Source organism: Streptomyces diversicolor (genome assembly GCF_057537855.1).
In genome coordinates, this window is record NZ_BAAJXA010000020.1 from 131,091 (window position 1) to 146,250 (window position 15,160).

Below are 15,160 nucleotides of genomic sequence, written 5' to 3' on the forward strand. Positions count from 1 at the left end.
TTACTCAACCGCGCTGTGGAGCGGTGCCCAGGCACCCCGGGCGCGCTGGGGAGCCGACCGTGGAAAGCCGCTTCGGCCGCTTCCGCAACTCCGCGACCGCGCTCCGGCCCCCAGGTGTCGACCAGCCGGAGCGTTGCTCCCAGATGAGCGCCGCACCCCTCGGTGACCGGGACCCAAAGGGCGCCGCCGGAGCGCAGGCACCGCCCCTCATGGAAAGTCCCCGGCCGTGCCCAAATCCCCCGCGAACTCGGAGCCTTCGGCCAGTCCGGGTGCTCAACTGATCAAGTGGGGAGGGACCTCAGCAGGGGCGCTGCTGTTCCTGTGTGTCCGCTGTTTCGGACGTACGCCCTACCAGGTGGGCCATGGACCCGTACGTATCGACGAACCGGGCGTATTCGGTCTCGTCGTGGAACGTGAGGTCGCCCCGGCCGAACCGGCGGGCCGCTTCGACCGCGAACCGGGCTGCGTGCTCAAGGTTTTCGGGTCGGTTCGCGCCCGTGGTGGAGCCGTGGATCGGGTTCCGGGAGACTGATGCGAGACCGATGAGGGGGCCGTCGAAGTAGTTGCCGGGCTGCATGATGCTGTTGATCCTGAACAGACCGGAGGACAGGGGTGTGATGTCCTGCATGGTGATCGGTAGCGCGACGGGTGGCTCGCTCGTCACCTCGCCGAGCAGCTTCATGACGTCGGGACTGATGCGGAGGATCACACCGTTCTTGAGTGTCGGGGTCGCCGCGATTCCGGTGTGGTTGATGAGGTAGTGGCTCCGAGTTGTGTCGATGGAGATCAGCGCATCGGCGTCGGCAGGGCTTTCGTGAAGCCGCAGCAGCTTGTCGATCGGGACGGGGCTGTCCATCTGTCCCGGGACGGGATGGTCCCGCGTGGGTGCTGCGGGACATATATGGGTCACGACGACGACGTCGCCCTTTGTCGGCTCTCCGCGCTGACGGGCTCGCGCGAGTTTCAGCGCGACGGCGGTGGCGACGATCGCCCCGTCGGCGTCGGACACCGTCCCTTCCTTGGCCGGGCGCACTCCGATGCCGCCGAGACGTCCGATGACGGCGAGGGTCGGAGCGGTCTTGCCCTCCGTGCCGGGGATGGTCCAGCGCAGGACGTCCGTGCCCGCGTGTTCGCCGTCGATCCGGGTGACCGTCGGCCAAAGGGATTCCTCGGCGAACTCGGTGGCGAAGTGGTTCCGGATGTTCGCCCCGCTGGAGTTCGGGAGGTCGATGAGGTCCCAGGCGTCGAGGATCTCGCGTGTCAGCACGTGTGGTCCTTCTGTGTGATCGTGGGTGGAGTTGATGTGTGAAGCAGTGCGGAGAGGTCGGTACCGTCCGTGAGTTCCCGCGTTCCTGACCTGTGGAAGAGGGCGCCGCCGCGTCCGTGGACGGTGAGCCGGTCGGCTGTGCGCCGAACCCAGGAACCCTCGTGCAGCGCGAGGACGGGGCGGTGGTGCAGATCGACGTATTCGCGTAGGCGTTCGTGGCGGCTCTCGCCCGCGTGTGTCGGATCCGGAGCCCGGGTGGGCAAATGCACATTCAGCTGGAACGGCAGGAGGCCGAGGGCGTGAGGTGAGGCGACATGCACGATGGGCATCGAGTTGGTCGTTGCGATCGTGGGGCTGAGCACATTGGTGCCGGCGCTGATGCCGATATAGGTCGCCCCTTCCGCGACGCGGCTGCGGATCAGTCCGGTCAGACCGTGGGACTGCAAGGTCCGCAGGAGCAGGAAGGTGTTCCCGCCCGAGACGAGAACGACATCGGCCTGCCTGATCACCGGGGCCGCCTGCCCGGGATCCGTGACCGTGTGTGGTGTGGCGCCGATCGTGCGGAGTGCAGCGCGCAGGGCGCGATGGTCGTGGTCCCTGCGTACTTGCGCGTAGGGCAGATGCGCGATGTGGCTACCGCCCACGAACGGTTCCAGCGCGTCCAGGGCGTAGGCCAAAGGGGATTCTCCGACCAGCGCGGCGTTCGACAGGCCGAAGACGGAGCCGGGCATGGGAAACCTCGCTGATGGGGGATCGTGGTGAGCAGGCGTGTGCATTCCAGGGCGTCGGCGACCAGGTGCGTGAGGTGCGCTGCAACGAGAAGGGCAGCATCGTGCGCCCCTGTGGTGACGGCGAGGTCGAAGACCGCGGTTTCGACAGGGCTGTCAGACATGAATCGGGTTGCTCCATGCCCGTTGTCCGGAGCTGTTCCGGACGGTGATGCGGACATAGCCGCCCCGGAAGGGGGCGAGGGGGATCTCGGCCTCGACGAGGTTGTCGCCGATGACGCTCTTGACGGTCTGACCCCGGCCGGCCGCGAAGATGGCCTCGACGGGCGTGCATCGCAGCCGAAGCGTGTCCGCGGTGACGGAGAGCGCGTCGATGCGCGGTCCCTGGCTCGCGTAGTATCGACGGTCCTTCAGCGCGCCGATGACGGCGTCGACACTGCGGTCCGTGGCTTCGACCATGACCCAGCCGTGTCCGTGGTCGGGCCGGCCGTCGAAGTGTGCGTCATCGACTGCGACACCGCCGATGGGCCGGCCGAGGCCGGCGAGGGCGTCGGCGAGGTACCAGCCGTCGACGCGTTCGTCCCACCAGCGGCTTCGCTCGTTGTAGATCTCGACGGCGTGCACGGGTCCGAGCTGTTCGACATCGGCGGCATCGATGCCCTGCCCGCTGGGGTGAGCGATGGACACCCACGCCTCGGCGGCGTGCAGGTGATGGACGAGGCCGGCCGGATCGTCGTCGTACGCGGTGGCGTCGAAGTCCGCCGGGACACCCGCCGCGATGATGTGCCACCGGTCGCCGTGGCGGGTGGACCGCGGATGGAATTCGCCGCCCGGTATGAGCAGGATGCCTTCCACCGGGCTGCTGGTGGTGATGGTCGGCCGCGGCTCCACCTGGTGGTCGGTGATCGCGAGGAAGTCATACCCCGCGTCGCGGTACCAGGTGAGGACATCGTCCGGGCAGAGGTGGCCGTCGGAACGGGTGGAGTGCGTGTGCAGGTTGCCGCGGAGCGGCGGGTGCACACCGAGCAGATGGCGGGTCATCGTATGGCTCCTTCGAGGGTGACGGCCAGGAGTCGGCGCCGGAAGATCAGGAACAGGAGGATCGTGGGGAGGGCGGTCATCGTCGCCGATGCCATCAAAGGGCCGTAGCTCACTCCGCCTTCGAGGGATGCGAACTGCGCGAGACCCGCGGCGAGAACCTGCGATCCGGGTTTGTCTGCCACCAGCTGGGGCCAGACGAGTTCGTTCCAGGTCGAGATGAAGACGGACAGCGATATCGCGAGGACCGGCGCCTTCACGGCGGGCAGAACGATCTTGGTCAGGGTCGTCCATGAGCCGGCGCCGTCGAGCTGGGCCGCTTCGATGACCGAGGTGGGAAACGCGCGGAAGTGCTGCATGAGCAGAAGAACCCCGAACGCGTTGGCGATGTGGGGGACGATGAGCCCGGGGTAGGTGTTGAGGAGGTGGAGGCGGGAGAGGAGCAGGAAGTTCGGAACGTAGGTGACCACGAAGGGCACGGACATTCCGACGAGCATCGCGGCGACGAAGGCGCCCTGTCCGCGGAACTGCCATCGGGACAGTGCGTAGGCCGCGGGGATCGACACACAGAGCAGTCCGAGCGTGACACCCCCGGCGAAGATGACGCTGTTGCCCAACTGGAGCGGGATGTCGCTGTCCGCGAGAGCGGTCCGGTAGTTCTCAAGCGTGGGATCGGCCGGGACGGGGCGCAGCGCGGCGCCGCCGATGTCACGCGGCGCCGTGAGACTGATGCCGAGCATCCACACCAAGGGGGCGAGCGTGAGCGCACCGGCGAGCGCGAGCGCGAGGTGCGCGGGGAGCGCGCGGAGCCGCAGAAGGCTTTCAGAGGAGGTCATAGGTGGTCCGGCGGTCCATGAGGCGGTACTGGAGGATGGCCGCTGCTGAGAGCAGTGCGATGAGCACGACGGAGCCGGCGGCGCTCTGTCCGATCTGGAAGAACTGGAATGCCGTCCGGTACACGTCGAAGAAGAGATTGTTGCTGGCGTTGTCCGGACCGCCGCCGGTCATGATCTGGAGCGGGACAAAGGCGTGCGGGAGCGCCTGCAGGAGGGCGGCGGTCGCGATGAAGATCAGCGTCGGACGAGCCATGGGGAGGGTGATACGGGTGAGCATCACAAAGCCCCCGGCGCCGTCGAGGCGCGCGGCCTCCCGGACACCGGCCGGGACTGCGCTGAGCCCGCCGAGGGCGACGATGTAGTTGAAGCCGAAGCTGTTCCAGCTGGCAGCGGCGGCGACCGCGGGAATGACCGTAGCGGGATCGTTGAGCCAGTTCGCGCCGTGCCAGCCGAGTACGTCGAGCGCGGCATTGATCGGTCCGCCGGCGGGAAGGTAGAGGTACTGCCAGACTATGGCGCCCACGGCTGACGAGACGACAGCGGGAAGGAACAGCACGGTTCGGTAGAACGCGAGGAGCTTCGGGCCGACGCCGAGGGTGAGCACAGCGAGGATGACCGGCACCAGGAAGTTGCCGATGAACGCCAGTGCCAGGTAATAGGCTGTCTGCAGGAGCGTTTGTCCGAAGTCCGCGGACGTCAGCAGCTCCGTGTAGTTGTTCAGGCCGGTGAAGCGCGGCAGCGGACTGATGAGGTTCCAGTCGGTGAAGCTCAGTGCCGTCACGGCCAGGAGCGGGAAGAACAGGAACACCCCGAAGACGGCCGAAGCGGGGATCATGTAGGGCAGTGCCCGCCGCCCGCCCCGGGTGTGCCGCGGTCCGGGGTTGGGCTCAGCCACATGTGCTCCCGGCGAGGTCGGCGTTGATCCGGCCGGCGGCGTCATCGAGGGCCTTCTGCGTCGGCTGCGTGCCACCCGTGATCGCCTGGGTCGCGTCATACATCACCTGCGACGCCTGGAGGCCCTTCGGACCCGGGAAGGACACCCAAGGAACAATGGCGGGAAGGGTCTTGGAGGCTTCCCGCTGAAGCACGTTCGACTTAGTGTACGGTTCAGCGGCACCCTTCAGAGCAGGGAGGTATCCGGTGCCCTTGACATAGGTGGTGACGCTGGAATCCTTCGTCGCGATGTAGTCGATGAACTCCCGCGCGGCGATCTTCTGGTCGTCGCTCTGGGCGAAGGAGAACAGCGCGTTGCCGCCCGCCGGGATCTTCCGGGACCGGCTGCCGAACGTGGGGAACTGAGTGGCGCCGAGAGCGAACTTCGCCTGTGCCTCCAGGTTGGCCCGCGAGGAACTCGCCGTGATGAGCGTTGCGGTCTTTCCGCCGAGGAACGCCTGGAGCGCCTGGTCGGAGCTGAGGTTGGTGGCGAGACCGCTCTTCGCCAGCTCCCCCATGAGACCGATCGCCTGCACGCCCTCCTTGCTGTTGAACGTGGCCTTCGGTGACCCGTTGACGCAGCTCAGCACGGTTCCGCCATTGCCTGCGACCATCGCGAGCGGGATGTAGTTGTCGCCTGTGAACTGCTGGAAGTTGACCAGCGGCAGGTTCAGCTTGGACTTCATCTGCCGGGCCGCCGCCTGCCAGCCGTCCCAGGTCGTGGGGAGTGCAGCAGGGCCGAGGCCCGCCTTCTTGAGGAGGTCCGCGTTGTAGTAGACCTCAAGGGCGGACAATCCGTAGGGCAGGCCGGCCTGCTTCCCGTCGACCTGGCCGAGCGCGAGGGTCGGCTCGCCGTAGCCGGAGGTGTCGACGCCGAGATCGGTCATCGACACATAGGGGAACGTGGATGCCACGTACTTCATACGTGAGTAACCGATCTGCGCCACGGCCGGCGCGTCTCCCGCCGCGACGGATGTCTGCAGCGCGGTGAGCAGGTTCGAGTAGCCGTCGTAGAACCTGCCTTCGACGGTGATGTTCTTGTGGGTCTTGTTGAAGTCGGAGATCAGCTTGTTGACCGCGTCCGCGCCGAATGCCTTGGTGTTGATGTGCCAGTACTGGATCGTGGTCGGCTTCGAGGGGGAGGTCGCGGACGGGGTGCTGGAGTGGCTGGATGACGAGGTCGCGCAGGCGCCGGCGCCGAGGGCGATGGTCAGCGCGAGCGCGGCGGCGACGGTACCGCGAGCACGGATGTGCTTCACGAGGGCTCCTTCAGGGGCAACAGGTGGGTGACGAGGAGGGGCGGGGCTACAGAAAGAGGTCCGAGGTCGCCGCGCTCGTGGCGTCCAGGGCGGCGTCGGCGCGGTCGCGATCTCGCAGCGCGACGGCGACGTAGATGGCGTCGAGCACGGTGAGATGCGCGACGCGGGACGAGAGCGCTTCTAGGCGAAAGCTCAACTCCGGCCCTCCAGCGACCAGTTCGACCGTGGCGCATTCGGTCAGTGGCGACTTCGCGAAGCATGTGACGGCGATGACCGGGATGCCGCGGCTGTTGGCCTGGCGGGCGAGGGCGATGGTCTCGGTGGAACTGCCGCTGTAACTCAGCGCGATCGCCACATCGGCGGGCCCGAGGCGTGTGACGGCGAGCCGCCGGGCCGTCTGTTCGACGGGAGCGGCCGCGTCCAGGCCGATCGTCAGAAAGCGGTGTGCGGCATCTTGCGCGGGCGCCGCCGAGGTCCCGGTGCCCAGGACCACGATCCGGCGAGCACCATGGACGAGGTCGACGGCTGCCCGGAACTGCTCGGAGTCGATGGTGGTGAGCACACCGCGGATCGACCGGATGTGAAGCTCGCTGATGCGCCGCAACACCTCGCCGGGTTCCGTGACCGGAGCCGACAACGCTTCGTCTCCGGAGCGCAGTTGTGCGCCGAGAGCGGCGTCCTTCGCGGCGGCGACCTTCAGCTCCTGGTAGTTGCTGAAACCCAGGTTCCGGCACGCGCGCGAGACCGTCGAGGGGCTGGTGCCGGACTCGCGCGCGAGGTCGGAGATCGACCACGTGGCGAGGATCGCGCCGGCTTCGAGGATGGTGTTCGCGACGCGTCGGTCGCTCGGGCTGAGTGAGGGCAGCGCCACATGGACGCGTGCCGCCACTTCGGAGTCGTTTCTGATCTCGTCCACGGCGTCAGGCTAGGTCGGGCGGGGCCGGTGCGAGTGACGCCTCCATGAACCATTGGTAAACAATTTCATGAACGCATCACTCGGTTGGAAATCTTTTCCGGCGCCGCTATGACGGCTGTGCGCCTACCGTTCCCCTCCCCGAGTCCCGCCGTCCACGACCGGCAGCATCCGCGACCAGATCAAACACTTCGTCCAGCGGGGCCGGACCATGCACCGGCTGGACGCCGGCGAAGTGGCCTTCCCGCCGCCGAACATCGATGAAGTCCTCGTGCGGCGTGATCCTCGAACACCGGGCCCCTACGGCCCTCCGCTCGGGCCGGCCGGACTGGGCTCCCGCATCGCCGCACAGCGCGGCAGCGCCTTCCCGCAGGGGCTGTCCGCCGACGACATCCGCATCACCAGCGGCGCCGAACAGGCCGTCCTCCTCGCCCTCAGCGTCCTCGGCGACCCCCGGCTGCGACGTGCTCGTGCCGGCGCCCCACCTCGGATTCGGCCGACCCGCCGAAGAACTCACGTCAGCCGGTGACGCACTCGCCCGGACAGCTTGAGCCGGCTCCCGAGCGGGGCGGCCCGGACGTGTGCGACAGCCGCCACTTCCGCTCCTCGACCAGCTCGGCGCTCGCGGTGAGCCGGACTGGTCGAGGCGCGCGAATCGGTGAACACATACGCGGGCAGGCCGACACCGGAAGAGCGGGCACCGCGTGGTATCCATCGAGCGGACCACGATTCAGACCTGGCGGTATTCGATGCCGAGCAGGCCGGCCGCGGCCCGGAAGTCGCGTGCGTGGTGACCGACGGCCAACGCCCAGTGATGGCCGACTCCGGTGGCGCTCCACTCGTCGACCCACTCTCCCGGGTCGCGGGCGAAGTCGACGCGGCTGCTGGTGTTACCGATCTCCAGAAGCGGGCCGTCGACGACTGTGCCCTCGGAGGCGATGAACCCGAGGCCACCGTCGGCATCCTGGCCGAGCCCGAGCAGCGTGACCGGGCCGTGCTGGACATCGAACTCGACGCTGACACCCCAGCCGCGCTTGCCGTGGAAGACCCCTAGGCCACGCAGCAGCGGGTCACGGGAGCTGACGGCGAGGTGCGCAGGCCCGTCGTGTCCCATCTCCACCACGTTGTCCTCGAAGTCGAGGGCCTGGATCTCCGTGAACGAGCCGCCGGCACCGATGGCCTGGGCGGCCAGTTGGGCCACGGTGGTGCGCAGTTCGTACTCGCCGGTGGCGGGGATGCCGCGGGCGGTGAGAAGCGAGGCTCCGAGTATCATGCCGGCGCCCAGCCGCTCGTGTTGCTCGCCGTCCAGGCCGCGGTGGTAGTAGGCGAGAGTGTCGAGCTCGAAGTCGGCGGCGAGCCGGTCCAGGGCGACGGAGACGGTGGCACCCCATGCGAAGTCCGCCTCGTCGACGGAGTCATCGAGGGTGAACAGCTGTTGGGCGAGGTCCATGCGGGATCGGGTCTCGGCCTCGGTGACCCGCTCGACGCGCTGCCGCAGGTCGTCGAACTCCAAGACCTCCACGTGGGAACCGAAGGTGGCGGGCAGCAGGGTCAGGTCGGTGGAGACGTCCAGCATGCCGGGGTAGAGATGGCCCATCAGCCCGTGCCGGGCGTGCCGCAGCGCGGCACGGATGTGGGCGGCGTTCACCCACTGGCCGATGCGCTGCCAGGCCGACTCCTGTCGCAGCCAGCCGGACACGGAGCGGAAGGGGATTCCGGCACGGCGAAATACATTGCCGACCTCGGGGACGGGGCACTGTCCGCAGTAGGCGAGCCAGGCGCCGGTGTCGAAGGACGCGTGGTCCATCTTCTCGCCGGGCTGCAGGTCGATCACCAGGACCGGGGTCTGGGCGCGCTGGGCGATCGGCAGCACCATGGACGAAGTGAGGTAGGTGGTGAGGAAGAGAACGATGAGGTCGCAGTCGGCACGCCGCAGCTTCTCTGCGGCTGCGGCGCCGTCCTGGGCGTCGGAGATGAACCCGGCGTCGATCACCTCGGCGTCCAGCTGCCCGAACCGCTCCGCCACGTAGCGGGCGGACTCCTGCAACTGCGGCAGCAGATCCGGGAATTGGGGCCAGTAGGTGCCCAGGCCACCGGAGACCAGGCCGATGCGGGGGCGGCGTCGGGTGACGGGGGGCAACAGTTCGTGCAGTGCGGGATGGTCCGCGTGGTTGATGCTCACGTCGTATTCCCTTACGGAGTTGGGCGAAGGGTGCTGCGCGGCGTCCGTGGTTGGCCGAACGGATGGGATCCCTCAGGCCCGACCCGGGCCCGGTGCCGGTACAGAGGCGGGATCGATCGCCGGATCGGCCACGGCGTTCGGCACCAGACGCCGGATGATATAGACGCCGGCCAGCGACGAGACCGCCATGCAGGCGGTGAGGATCCACAACAGCAGCGAGGCGCTGTAGTTCAGCAGCGCCGGCGTGACAAATGCCACCGCGGCGAACACACCGCGGGCTACCGCATAGGTGAGGCCCTGGCTGGTGGCCCGGGTCCCGGCGGGCAGCGTCAGCTGCGACCACACCTTGTAACTGGCCTCGCCTGCGAAGGGGTTGGACACTTGGTAGAGAAGGAAGAAGAGCAGCACCCCGGCGAAAGCCGAACCGCCGACAGCACTGCCCACGGCGAAGGCGGCGACCTGCACCACCGCGGCAATGGAGAACAGCCGGTCGCGCCACGGCCCGTCGGCGACCCTCACGTAAGCAAGGGCGAGCAGCAGCCCGATCGGCAGGGCGGCCAACCCGAGGCCGGTGGCCAGGCTCTGCGAGGCGCCGCTGACGGTGACGAGCAGGTACGTGCTGAATTGCCCGAAGGTGTTGGCGCCCAGTCCCCAGGTGACGTAGAAGACGAAGGTGGCGGCCATCGGGATCAGGACCGCGCGATCTCCCAGGGCACGCAGCGCCAGACGCAGTGGCACCTTCACGGACGCGGAGGCCGCATCGGTCCGTTCTTCCGTCGCGTCAAGGCCCCCGGAGGACCTGAGCCGGGAGCGCAGCGCCCAAGTGACGAAGGCCGCAAGCGCCAACTGCCCCATGATCAGGCGGGCACCGAGCATCCCGGTGGTGGACAGCGCGAAGCCGAGTGCGACGACGACGGCAATGCCGACCGACCACATCACCTGGGTGAAGGCGACGAGTCGGCCTCGTGCCCAGTCGGGTGCGGCGTCGGACACCACTGCCAGCGAGGTCGGCAGATCGGCGCCGGCCGCGAGGCCCGCTACGGTGACGCCGGACAACAGCAGGATGTCGTTGGGGGCGAGGGTGATGACGAGGGCGCCCACGGCATAGCAGAGGATGTCGAGGTTGTAGATGCGGCGCCGTCCGAACCTGTCAGCCAGGCGCCCGCCCACAAGTGACCCGATGGCGATGCAGATCGTGACGATCGCGCTGATCGCCCCCGCCATCCAGACGCCCATGTCGTAGCTGTCCCGCCACAGGACCAGGTTGACGGAGATCCCGACGATCAGGCCGGCATCGAGATAGGAAGCCATGCCCGACAGGGCCGCGGCCTTCCAGAGATGACGGGGGATGGGGCGCTTGTCAGCAGACGGTGCGTTGGCGGGCACAGCCATGTGTGGCTCCATCGGCGTAGGCGGATGGTGGGCGAGGGGCGGTATGGCGATCCGGCATCTGGCACGGCGTTGGCGAATCCCGGGCTGGAAAACGTTTCAACATGCTCCTGACCGTGGGTTCTGGTCGAGCTGTTGCCACGCGAGCCGGGGCGAAAGCTGGTCGGGCGAGGGGCGAGGGTGCCGAACCGGTGGGCGCGTGGGGCAGTTGGGCATCCGTCCCGTGGTCGCGAAGTGAGGCGAGCGACACGGCTCCGGCCAGGGCGTCTTCCGGTATGTCGTCGAGCGGACGAGCGCCTGGCCGTACGGCCTGCGTCGCCTGCGCATCCGGCGGCAGCGGCGGGACGACATCCATGAAGCCCTCCTCGGGGCTCGCTACCTGCCTCATCACCCCCAGACACGTCCGACGCCATTGACCTCTGAGGCGGCAGATGAGCCGCGCGGGGGTGTGGAACCGTGGTCGACGATGGCATACGGTGAGGCTCTTGTAAATCGTTTTTCACGCGCCGGACGCTTCCCGCGCGCCATCGGGAACGCCCGCTGAGGAGGAACCGCCCGTGATCTCCCAGGAGCTGCAGCGGCTGTTCGACGAACCGCCCCGTGAGTTCGGCCCGACCCCGCTGTGGTGGTGGTCCGGTGCCGAAGTCACCCGGGACCGTCTGGCCTGGCAGATGCGCCGCTTCCAGGAGGGCGGCGTCCACAGTCTCGTCGTCATCAACCTCGCCCCGGCCGGCCCGAGTTTCGGCGCTCCGGCCGACGAACCCGCCTGGTTCAGCGAGGGCTGGTGGGCCCGTTTTGCCGATGCCTGCGACATCGCTCAGGACCTTGGGATGCGCCTGTGGTTCTACGACCAGATCGGCTTCTCCGGCGCCAACCTCCAGGGCACGATCACGCACCGCCACCCCGACACCGCCGGGCAGTCCGTGCGCGCGCGGCGCGCCGTCGTCCGCGGCGGGCATCTGCGGCTGCGCGGCGCAGAGTCCCCGATCGCCGCCTTCGCCCCCGACGGGCAGCGCCTGACCGAACCCGGCACCACCGCGGTCGCCGTCCCCGACGGCACTGAGCTGCTGCTGGTCACGACCGTCCCGACCGCCTTCGACTACCTGGCCCCGAAGGCCGGCCACCTGCTGCTGGACGCCGTCCACCGTGAATTCGAGCGGCGGGTTCCCCAGCACCTCGGGGGCGTCATCGCCGGCAGCTTCCAGGACGAGTTGCCCGGCACCAACTCCTGGAGCACCGCCTTCCCGGCCGAGTTCCGGGCACGCTGCGGATACGACCTGCTCGACCACCTGCCCGCGCTGTTCGCCGACGCCCCCGGCAGCGACACTCCGCACGCCGCCAAGGTTCGCGGTGATTACTACGCCGTGCGCGCCGAACTCACCGAGCAGGCGCTGTTCAAGCCTCTGGCCGAGTGGCACAACCGGCACGGCATGCTGCTCGGCGCCGACCAGTCCAACCCCGCCAGGGCCGGGCATCCCGCCCAGAGCACCCAGATCTACACCGACTACTTCCGCACCCACCGCTGGTACAACGCGGTCGGCAGCGACCACGAGGGTGACTCCAAGATCCACTCGTCCATGGCCCACCTCTACGGCCACGAGCGGGTGTGGATCGAGGCGTTCCACTCTTCCGGCTGGGGCGGCACCCTGGAGGACACCTACGACTGGCTGCTGCCGTTCCTCCGCAGCGGCGCCAATCTGTACAACCCGCACGCCAGCTACTTCGGCACCGCCGGCGGCTGGTTCGAGTGGGCGCCGCCGTCCACCGACTGGCGCCAGCCCTACTGGCGCCAATACCCGGCGTTCGCCAAGGCCATCGCCCGGATCGGCTCGATCATGTCCTGGGGCGGCTACAGCGCCGAGGTGGCCGTCCTGCACCCCACTGCCACCATGCAGGCGCTGCTCCCCGTCGACCTGCCCATCCGGCATTTCGGCAACGGACGACTCGGTGATCCGTACGCCGCCGCCGATCGGACCCAGCAGGACTACCTGGACCTCGTCGGCACCAACAACTGGTTCCACACCCGGATCGGCGCCCTCGACCGGCACCGCGTCTCCTTCGACATCATCGACGACCACTCACTCCAGCGGGCCCGTCCCGCAGACGGGGCTCTGCGCATCGAAAACCTCGCCTACACCACGGTGCTGCTGCCGTCCGCCACCGTTCTGGAGGCGGATACCGCCCTGAGCCTGACCGAACTCCTCGACGCCGGCGGCCGGGTGATCGCCGTCGGCGCGGAGCCTGCCACGGCTGCCGGGCTCGGCGGCGACGACACCGCCGTGACGCGGCTTTTGGCGCACCCCCGCCTGGAACGCGCCGATGGCCCCGAGACCGCTGCCGCTGCCGCCGTCCCGGCCGCCGGGCACGCCGTCGGCGAGGTCCCGCTGCTGGTGCGCCGCAAAGGCGCTCACGGGGCAGCCCTGGTGACCGGCGCCTTCCCGAATGCCAGTGCGCATCCACTGCGTAAGAACGACACCGGGCTGTGGGAGGACTACGATTTCGACCCGGCCCGGTACGCGCACACCACCACCGTCACCGTGCACGCGCAGATCGCCGAGGCGGAGGTCTGGAACCCGGCCACCGGCGAGCGTCGGCCGGCCCGCAGCGTGCCGACGGACGGCGGGGCGACCCGCGTCGACGTCGTGCTCGGGGGTGCCCCGGCCGTGCTCCTGGTCTGGCGGGAGGGTGTGCCCGACGGCGGCGCCGCACCCGACGTGCCCGCGTCGACCTGGGGCGTGGGAAGCACCGTCGACCTCTCCGACGGCTGGCGAGGACGACTCCTGGCAACAATGGACAACACCTGGGGCGATCTCGCCCTGCCCGCCGGGGCCAGTGTGGACGAGCTGCAGATCTGGACGATGGGCTGGACCGAGTCCCCGGCCGACCACCGCCCCGAAGCCGCCGCCTTCCAGCCGATCCGTGCGACCTATGGCAACCGCGTCCGCTTCCTGCCCCCGGTCCCGGCCGACGGCGCCCCCGCCTTCCTCGACCCGGCCGCTGCGGAACAGGTCCTCGACGGCGAGCGGCCCCTCGTCCCCGACGACGGCCGCTGGGGTGTCAACCTGCACTCGGCGAGCCGCGGCGCCCTCGACCCCGGGCCCGGCGCCCTGGGCAACAAGGGCCTTGTCGCGGAGGAGTTCGTGCGGGTGCCCGCGCCCCGGGACGGTGCTGTCGCCCGGATACGGGCCATCGTCGAGACCGAACACCGCGGCCCCGCCGACCTGTTCGTCGGCGCCGATGCGGGCAAGCGGATCCGCTGGAACGGCACCTCGCCGGACGTCGATGACGACGCCGGCCATCTCGCCCGCGCCCGGGTCGTGGTCGAACAGGCCCTGAACGTCCTCGAATACGAGCTCACGGCCTCCCGCTTTCACCCGGGAGTCGCCGCCGAGGCGGAAGCCACCCTGCTCGGCAGCTACTTCTGCCTGACCCGCCCGGACCGCGGGTTCGCCCCACGTCCCGAGTTCATGCGGCTGCCCGCCGGCCCAGGCGTTCCAGCCCCCGCCGGCCGCACCGTGTACCGCGGTCTGATCTCTCTGCCCGGCGAGGCGCAGGCGGTCCTGGTGGTGGGCGCCGCCACCGGCGCAACCGTGTCACTGAACGGCAAGGCGACGGCCCGCCAGGAGAAGGCCCAGTACTACGAGTCCGACCGGGGCTCCATCCCCATGTACTTCCGGCACGAGCTCACTCTCGGCGCCGGGGAGCATGTCCTGGAAGTAGCCGCCGACTCCGACGACCCGCGCGACGCCGTGTACGTCGACATGGTCGCCCCGACGCCGCAAGGCCCCAAGACGCTGGTCAGCGGCGCCGGTTGGGAGGTCGAGACTGGTGGCTGGCAGGGCCGTACCATCGCGCACGACATCAGCTGGGGGGAGACGCTGCACTGCCGCGCCGCTGTGCGACCGCATCCGCTGCCCGGCTCCGCGTGGCTGAACGGCGACCCGTCGGTCGGCGCGCCCGCCCTGCCGATGCGTACCACCGACGACTCCGTTCCCGCCCGGCAGCACTTCCGGTTCCCGGTGCCCGCCGGCACGGTGTCCCTGGAACTGCCCATCGACCTACCGGCGGACGTGCGGGTGGCCGGTGAGGCGTACCCGCTCACCGGCCGCGTCATCGAACTGGCGCGACCGCTGTCACAGCCGGGGGAGGTCGAGGTCGTCACCGCATCCACCTCGGTGCTGCGCGGCGGTTCCGCCTGGTCGGGTCCTGTGCGTGTACGCACCGAGGCGGCGGCTCTGGCACTGGGCGATTGGCGGGAACTGGGCCTGGCCGGCTGGAGCGGGGCGGTGGAGTACTCCCGCACGGTGCATGTGCCGCCGGGTCCTGACCCGGTGCTCGATCTGGGCCGGGTCCGTGGGAGCGTTGAGGTTTCGGTCGACGGCGAGCCGATCGGGCAGGCGTTCTGCGCGCCGTACCGATTCCCGCTCCGCGGCGCCGCAGGGCGAACGGTGCGGGTGGATGTCACCGTGCACAACACCCTGGCCCCGTACCTGCGCGAAGCCACTCCGACCGCCTGGACGTTCCCCTCTCAGCTCTCTTCCGGGCTGATGGGTCCGGTCACGCTGCGCGTCCCGGGTCACTCGGCCGACTGACCGGAGCCCGGTCGCAGTCCTCG

Annotated in this window: 11 protein-coding genes; 2 read left to right on the plus strand and 9 right to left on the minus strand. The window is 69.2% G+C overall.

Annotation, left to right across the window (positions count from 1 at the left end; all coding sequences use genetic code 11):
• Nucleotides 1–298 precede the first annotated feature (298 nt).
• From AC27LF_RS24165 to AC27LF_RS24195, 7 genes are all read right to left on the minus strand, one after another.
• Entirely contained in the window at nt 299–1,267 is a 969-nt protein-coding gene (locus tag AC27LF_RS24165) for a DUF1177 family protein (RefSeq protein ID WP_479658458.1), read from the minus strand.
• Complete coding sequence (pepE, locus tag AC27LF_RS24170) at nt 1,261–1,998, minus strand: dipeptidase PepE (protein WP_479658460.1); 738 nt, start codon at nt 1,996–1,998, stop codon at nt 1,261–1,263. The genes AC27LF_RS24165 and pepE overlap by 7 nt, the downstream gene beginning before the upstream one ends.
• 153 nt (nt 1,999–2,151) lie before the next feature.
• Complete coding sequence (locus tag AC27LF_RS24175) at nt 2,152–3,036, minus strand: CehA/McbA family metallohydrolase domain-containing protein (RefSeq protein ID WP_479658461.1); 885 nt, start codon at nt 3,034–3,036, stop codon at nt 2,152–2,154.
• Nucleotides 3,033–3,869 (minus strand): carbohydrate ABC transporter permease, encoded by an 837-nt coding sequence (locus tag AC27LF_RS24180; RefSeq protein ID WP_479658462.1) that lies wholly within the window; start codon nt 3,867–3,869, stop codon nt 3,033–3,035. The genes AC27LF_RS24175 and AC27LF_RS24180 overlap by 4 nt, the downstream gene beginning before the upstream one ends.
• A complete protein-coding gene (locus tag AC27LF_RS24185; protein ID WP_479658463.1) occupies nt 3,856–4,764 on the minus strand; it encodes a carbohydrate ABC transporter permease in 909 nt (302 codons plus the stop codon). Before AC27LF_RS24185 ends, AC27LF_RS24180 begins: the two co-directional genes overlap by 14 nt.
• The gene (locus AC27LF_RS24190; RefSeq protein WP_479658464.1) at nt 4,757–6,061 is read right to left on the minus strand and encodes an ABC transporter substrate-binding protein; all 1,305 of its coding nucleotides are present in this window, start codon (nt 6,059–6,061) and stop codon (nt 4,757–4,759) included. Before AC27LF_RS24190 ends, AC27LF_RS24185 begins: the two co-directional genes overlap by 8 nt.
• 46 nt (nt 6,062–6,107) lie before the next feature.
• A complete protein-coding gene (locus AC27LF_RS24195; RefSeq protein ID WP_479663246.1) occupies nt 6,108–6,977 on the minus strand; it encodes a MurR/RpiR family transcriptional regulator in 870 nt (289 codons plus the stop codon).
• A 208-nt stretch (nt 6,978–7,185) separates the two neighbouring features.
• Here AC27LF_RS24195 and AC27LF_RS24200 point away from each other — a divergent pair, with 208 nt between their 5' ends.
• Complete coding sequence (locus AC27LF_RS24200) at nt 7,186–7,503, plus strand: hypothetical protein (RefSeq protein WP_479658466.1); 318 nt, start codon at nt 7,186–7,188, stop codon at nt 7,501–7,503.
• Nucleotides 7,504–7,704: 201 nt separating this feature from the next.
• Here AC27LF_RS24200 and AC27LF_RS24205 read toward each other — a convergent pair whose 3' ends face one another.
• Together AC27LF_RS24205 and AC27LF_RS24210 are read right to left on the minus strand one after the other, a co-directional pair.
• Nucleotides 7,705–9,156, minus strand: a complete 1,452-nt coding sequence (locus tag AC27LF_RS24205; protein ID WP_479658467.1) for an arabinose isomerase — start codon at nt 9,154–9,156, stop codon at nt 7,705–7,707.
• A gap of 72 nt (nt 9,157–9,228) precedes the next feature.
• Entirely contained in the window at nt 9,229–10,548 is a 1,320-nt protein-coding gene (locus AC27LF_RS24210; RefSeq protein ID WP_479658468.1) for an MFS transporter, read from the minus strand.
• A 554-nt stretch (nt 10,549–11,102) separates the two neighbouring features.
• On the opposite strand from AC27LF_RS24210, the gene AC27LF_RS24215 reads away from it, so the two are divergent.
• The gene (locus AC27LF_RS24215) at nt 11,103–15,137 is read left to right on the plus strand and encodes a glycosyl hydrolase (RefSeq protein ID WP_479658469.1); all 4,035 of its coding nucleotides are present in this window, start codon (nt 11,103–11,105) and stop codon (nt 15,135–15,137) included.
• Nucleotides 15,138–15,160: the final 23 nt, after the last annotated feature.

Coding starts and splice junctions, on each gene's coding strand:
- pepE (WP_479658460.1), bottom strand. CDS start 1,998: ATGCCCGGCTCCGTCTTCGGCCTGTCGAACGCCGCGCTGGTCGGAGAA.
- AC27LF_RS24175 (WP_479658461.1), bottom strand. CDS start 3,036: ATGACCCGCCATCTGCTCGGTGTGCACCCGCCGCTCCGCGGCAACCTG.
- AC27LF_RS24180 (WP_479658462.1), bottom strand. CDS start 3,869: ATGACCTCCTCTGAAAGCCTTCTGCGGCTCCGCGCGCTCCCCGCGCAC.
- AC27LF_RS24200 (WP_479658466.1), top strand. CDS start 7,186: ATGCACCGGCTGGACGCCGGCGAAGTGGCCTTCCCGCCGCCGAACATC.
- AC27LF_RS24210 (WP_479658468.1), bottom strand. CDS start 10,548: ATGGCTGTGCCCGCCAACGCACCGTCTGCTGACAAGCGCCCCATCCCC.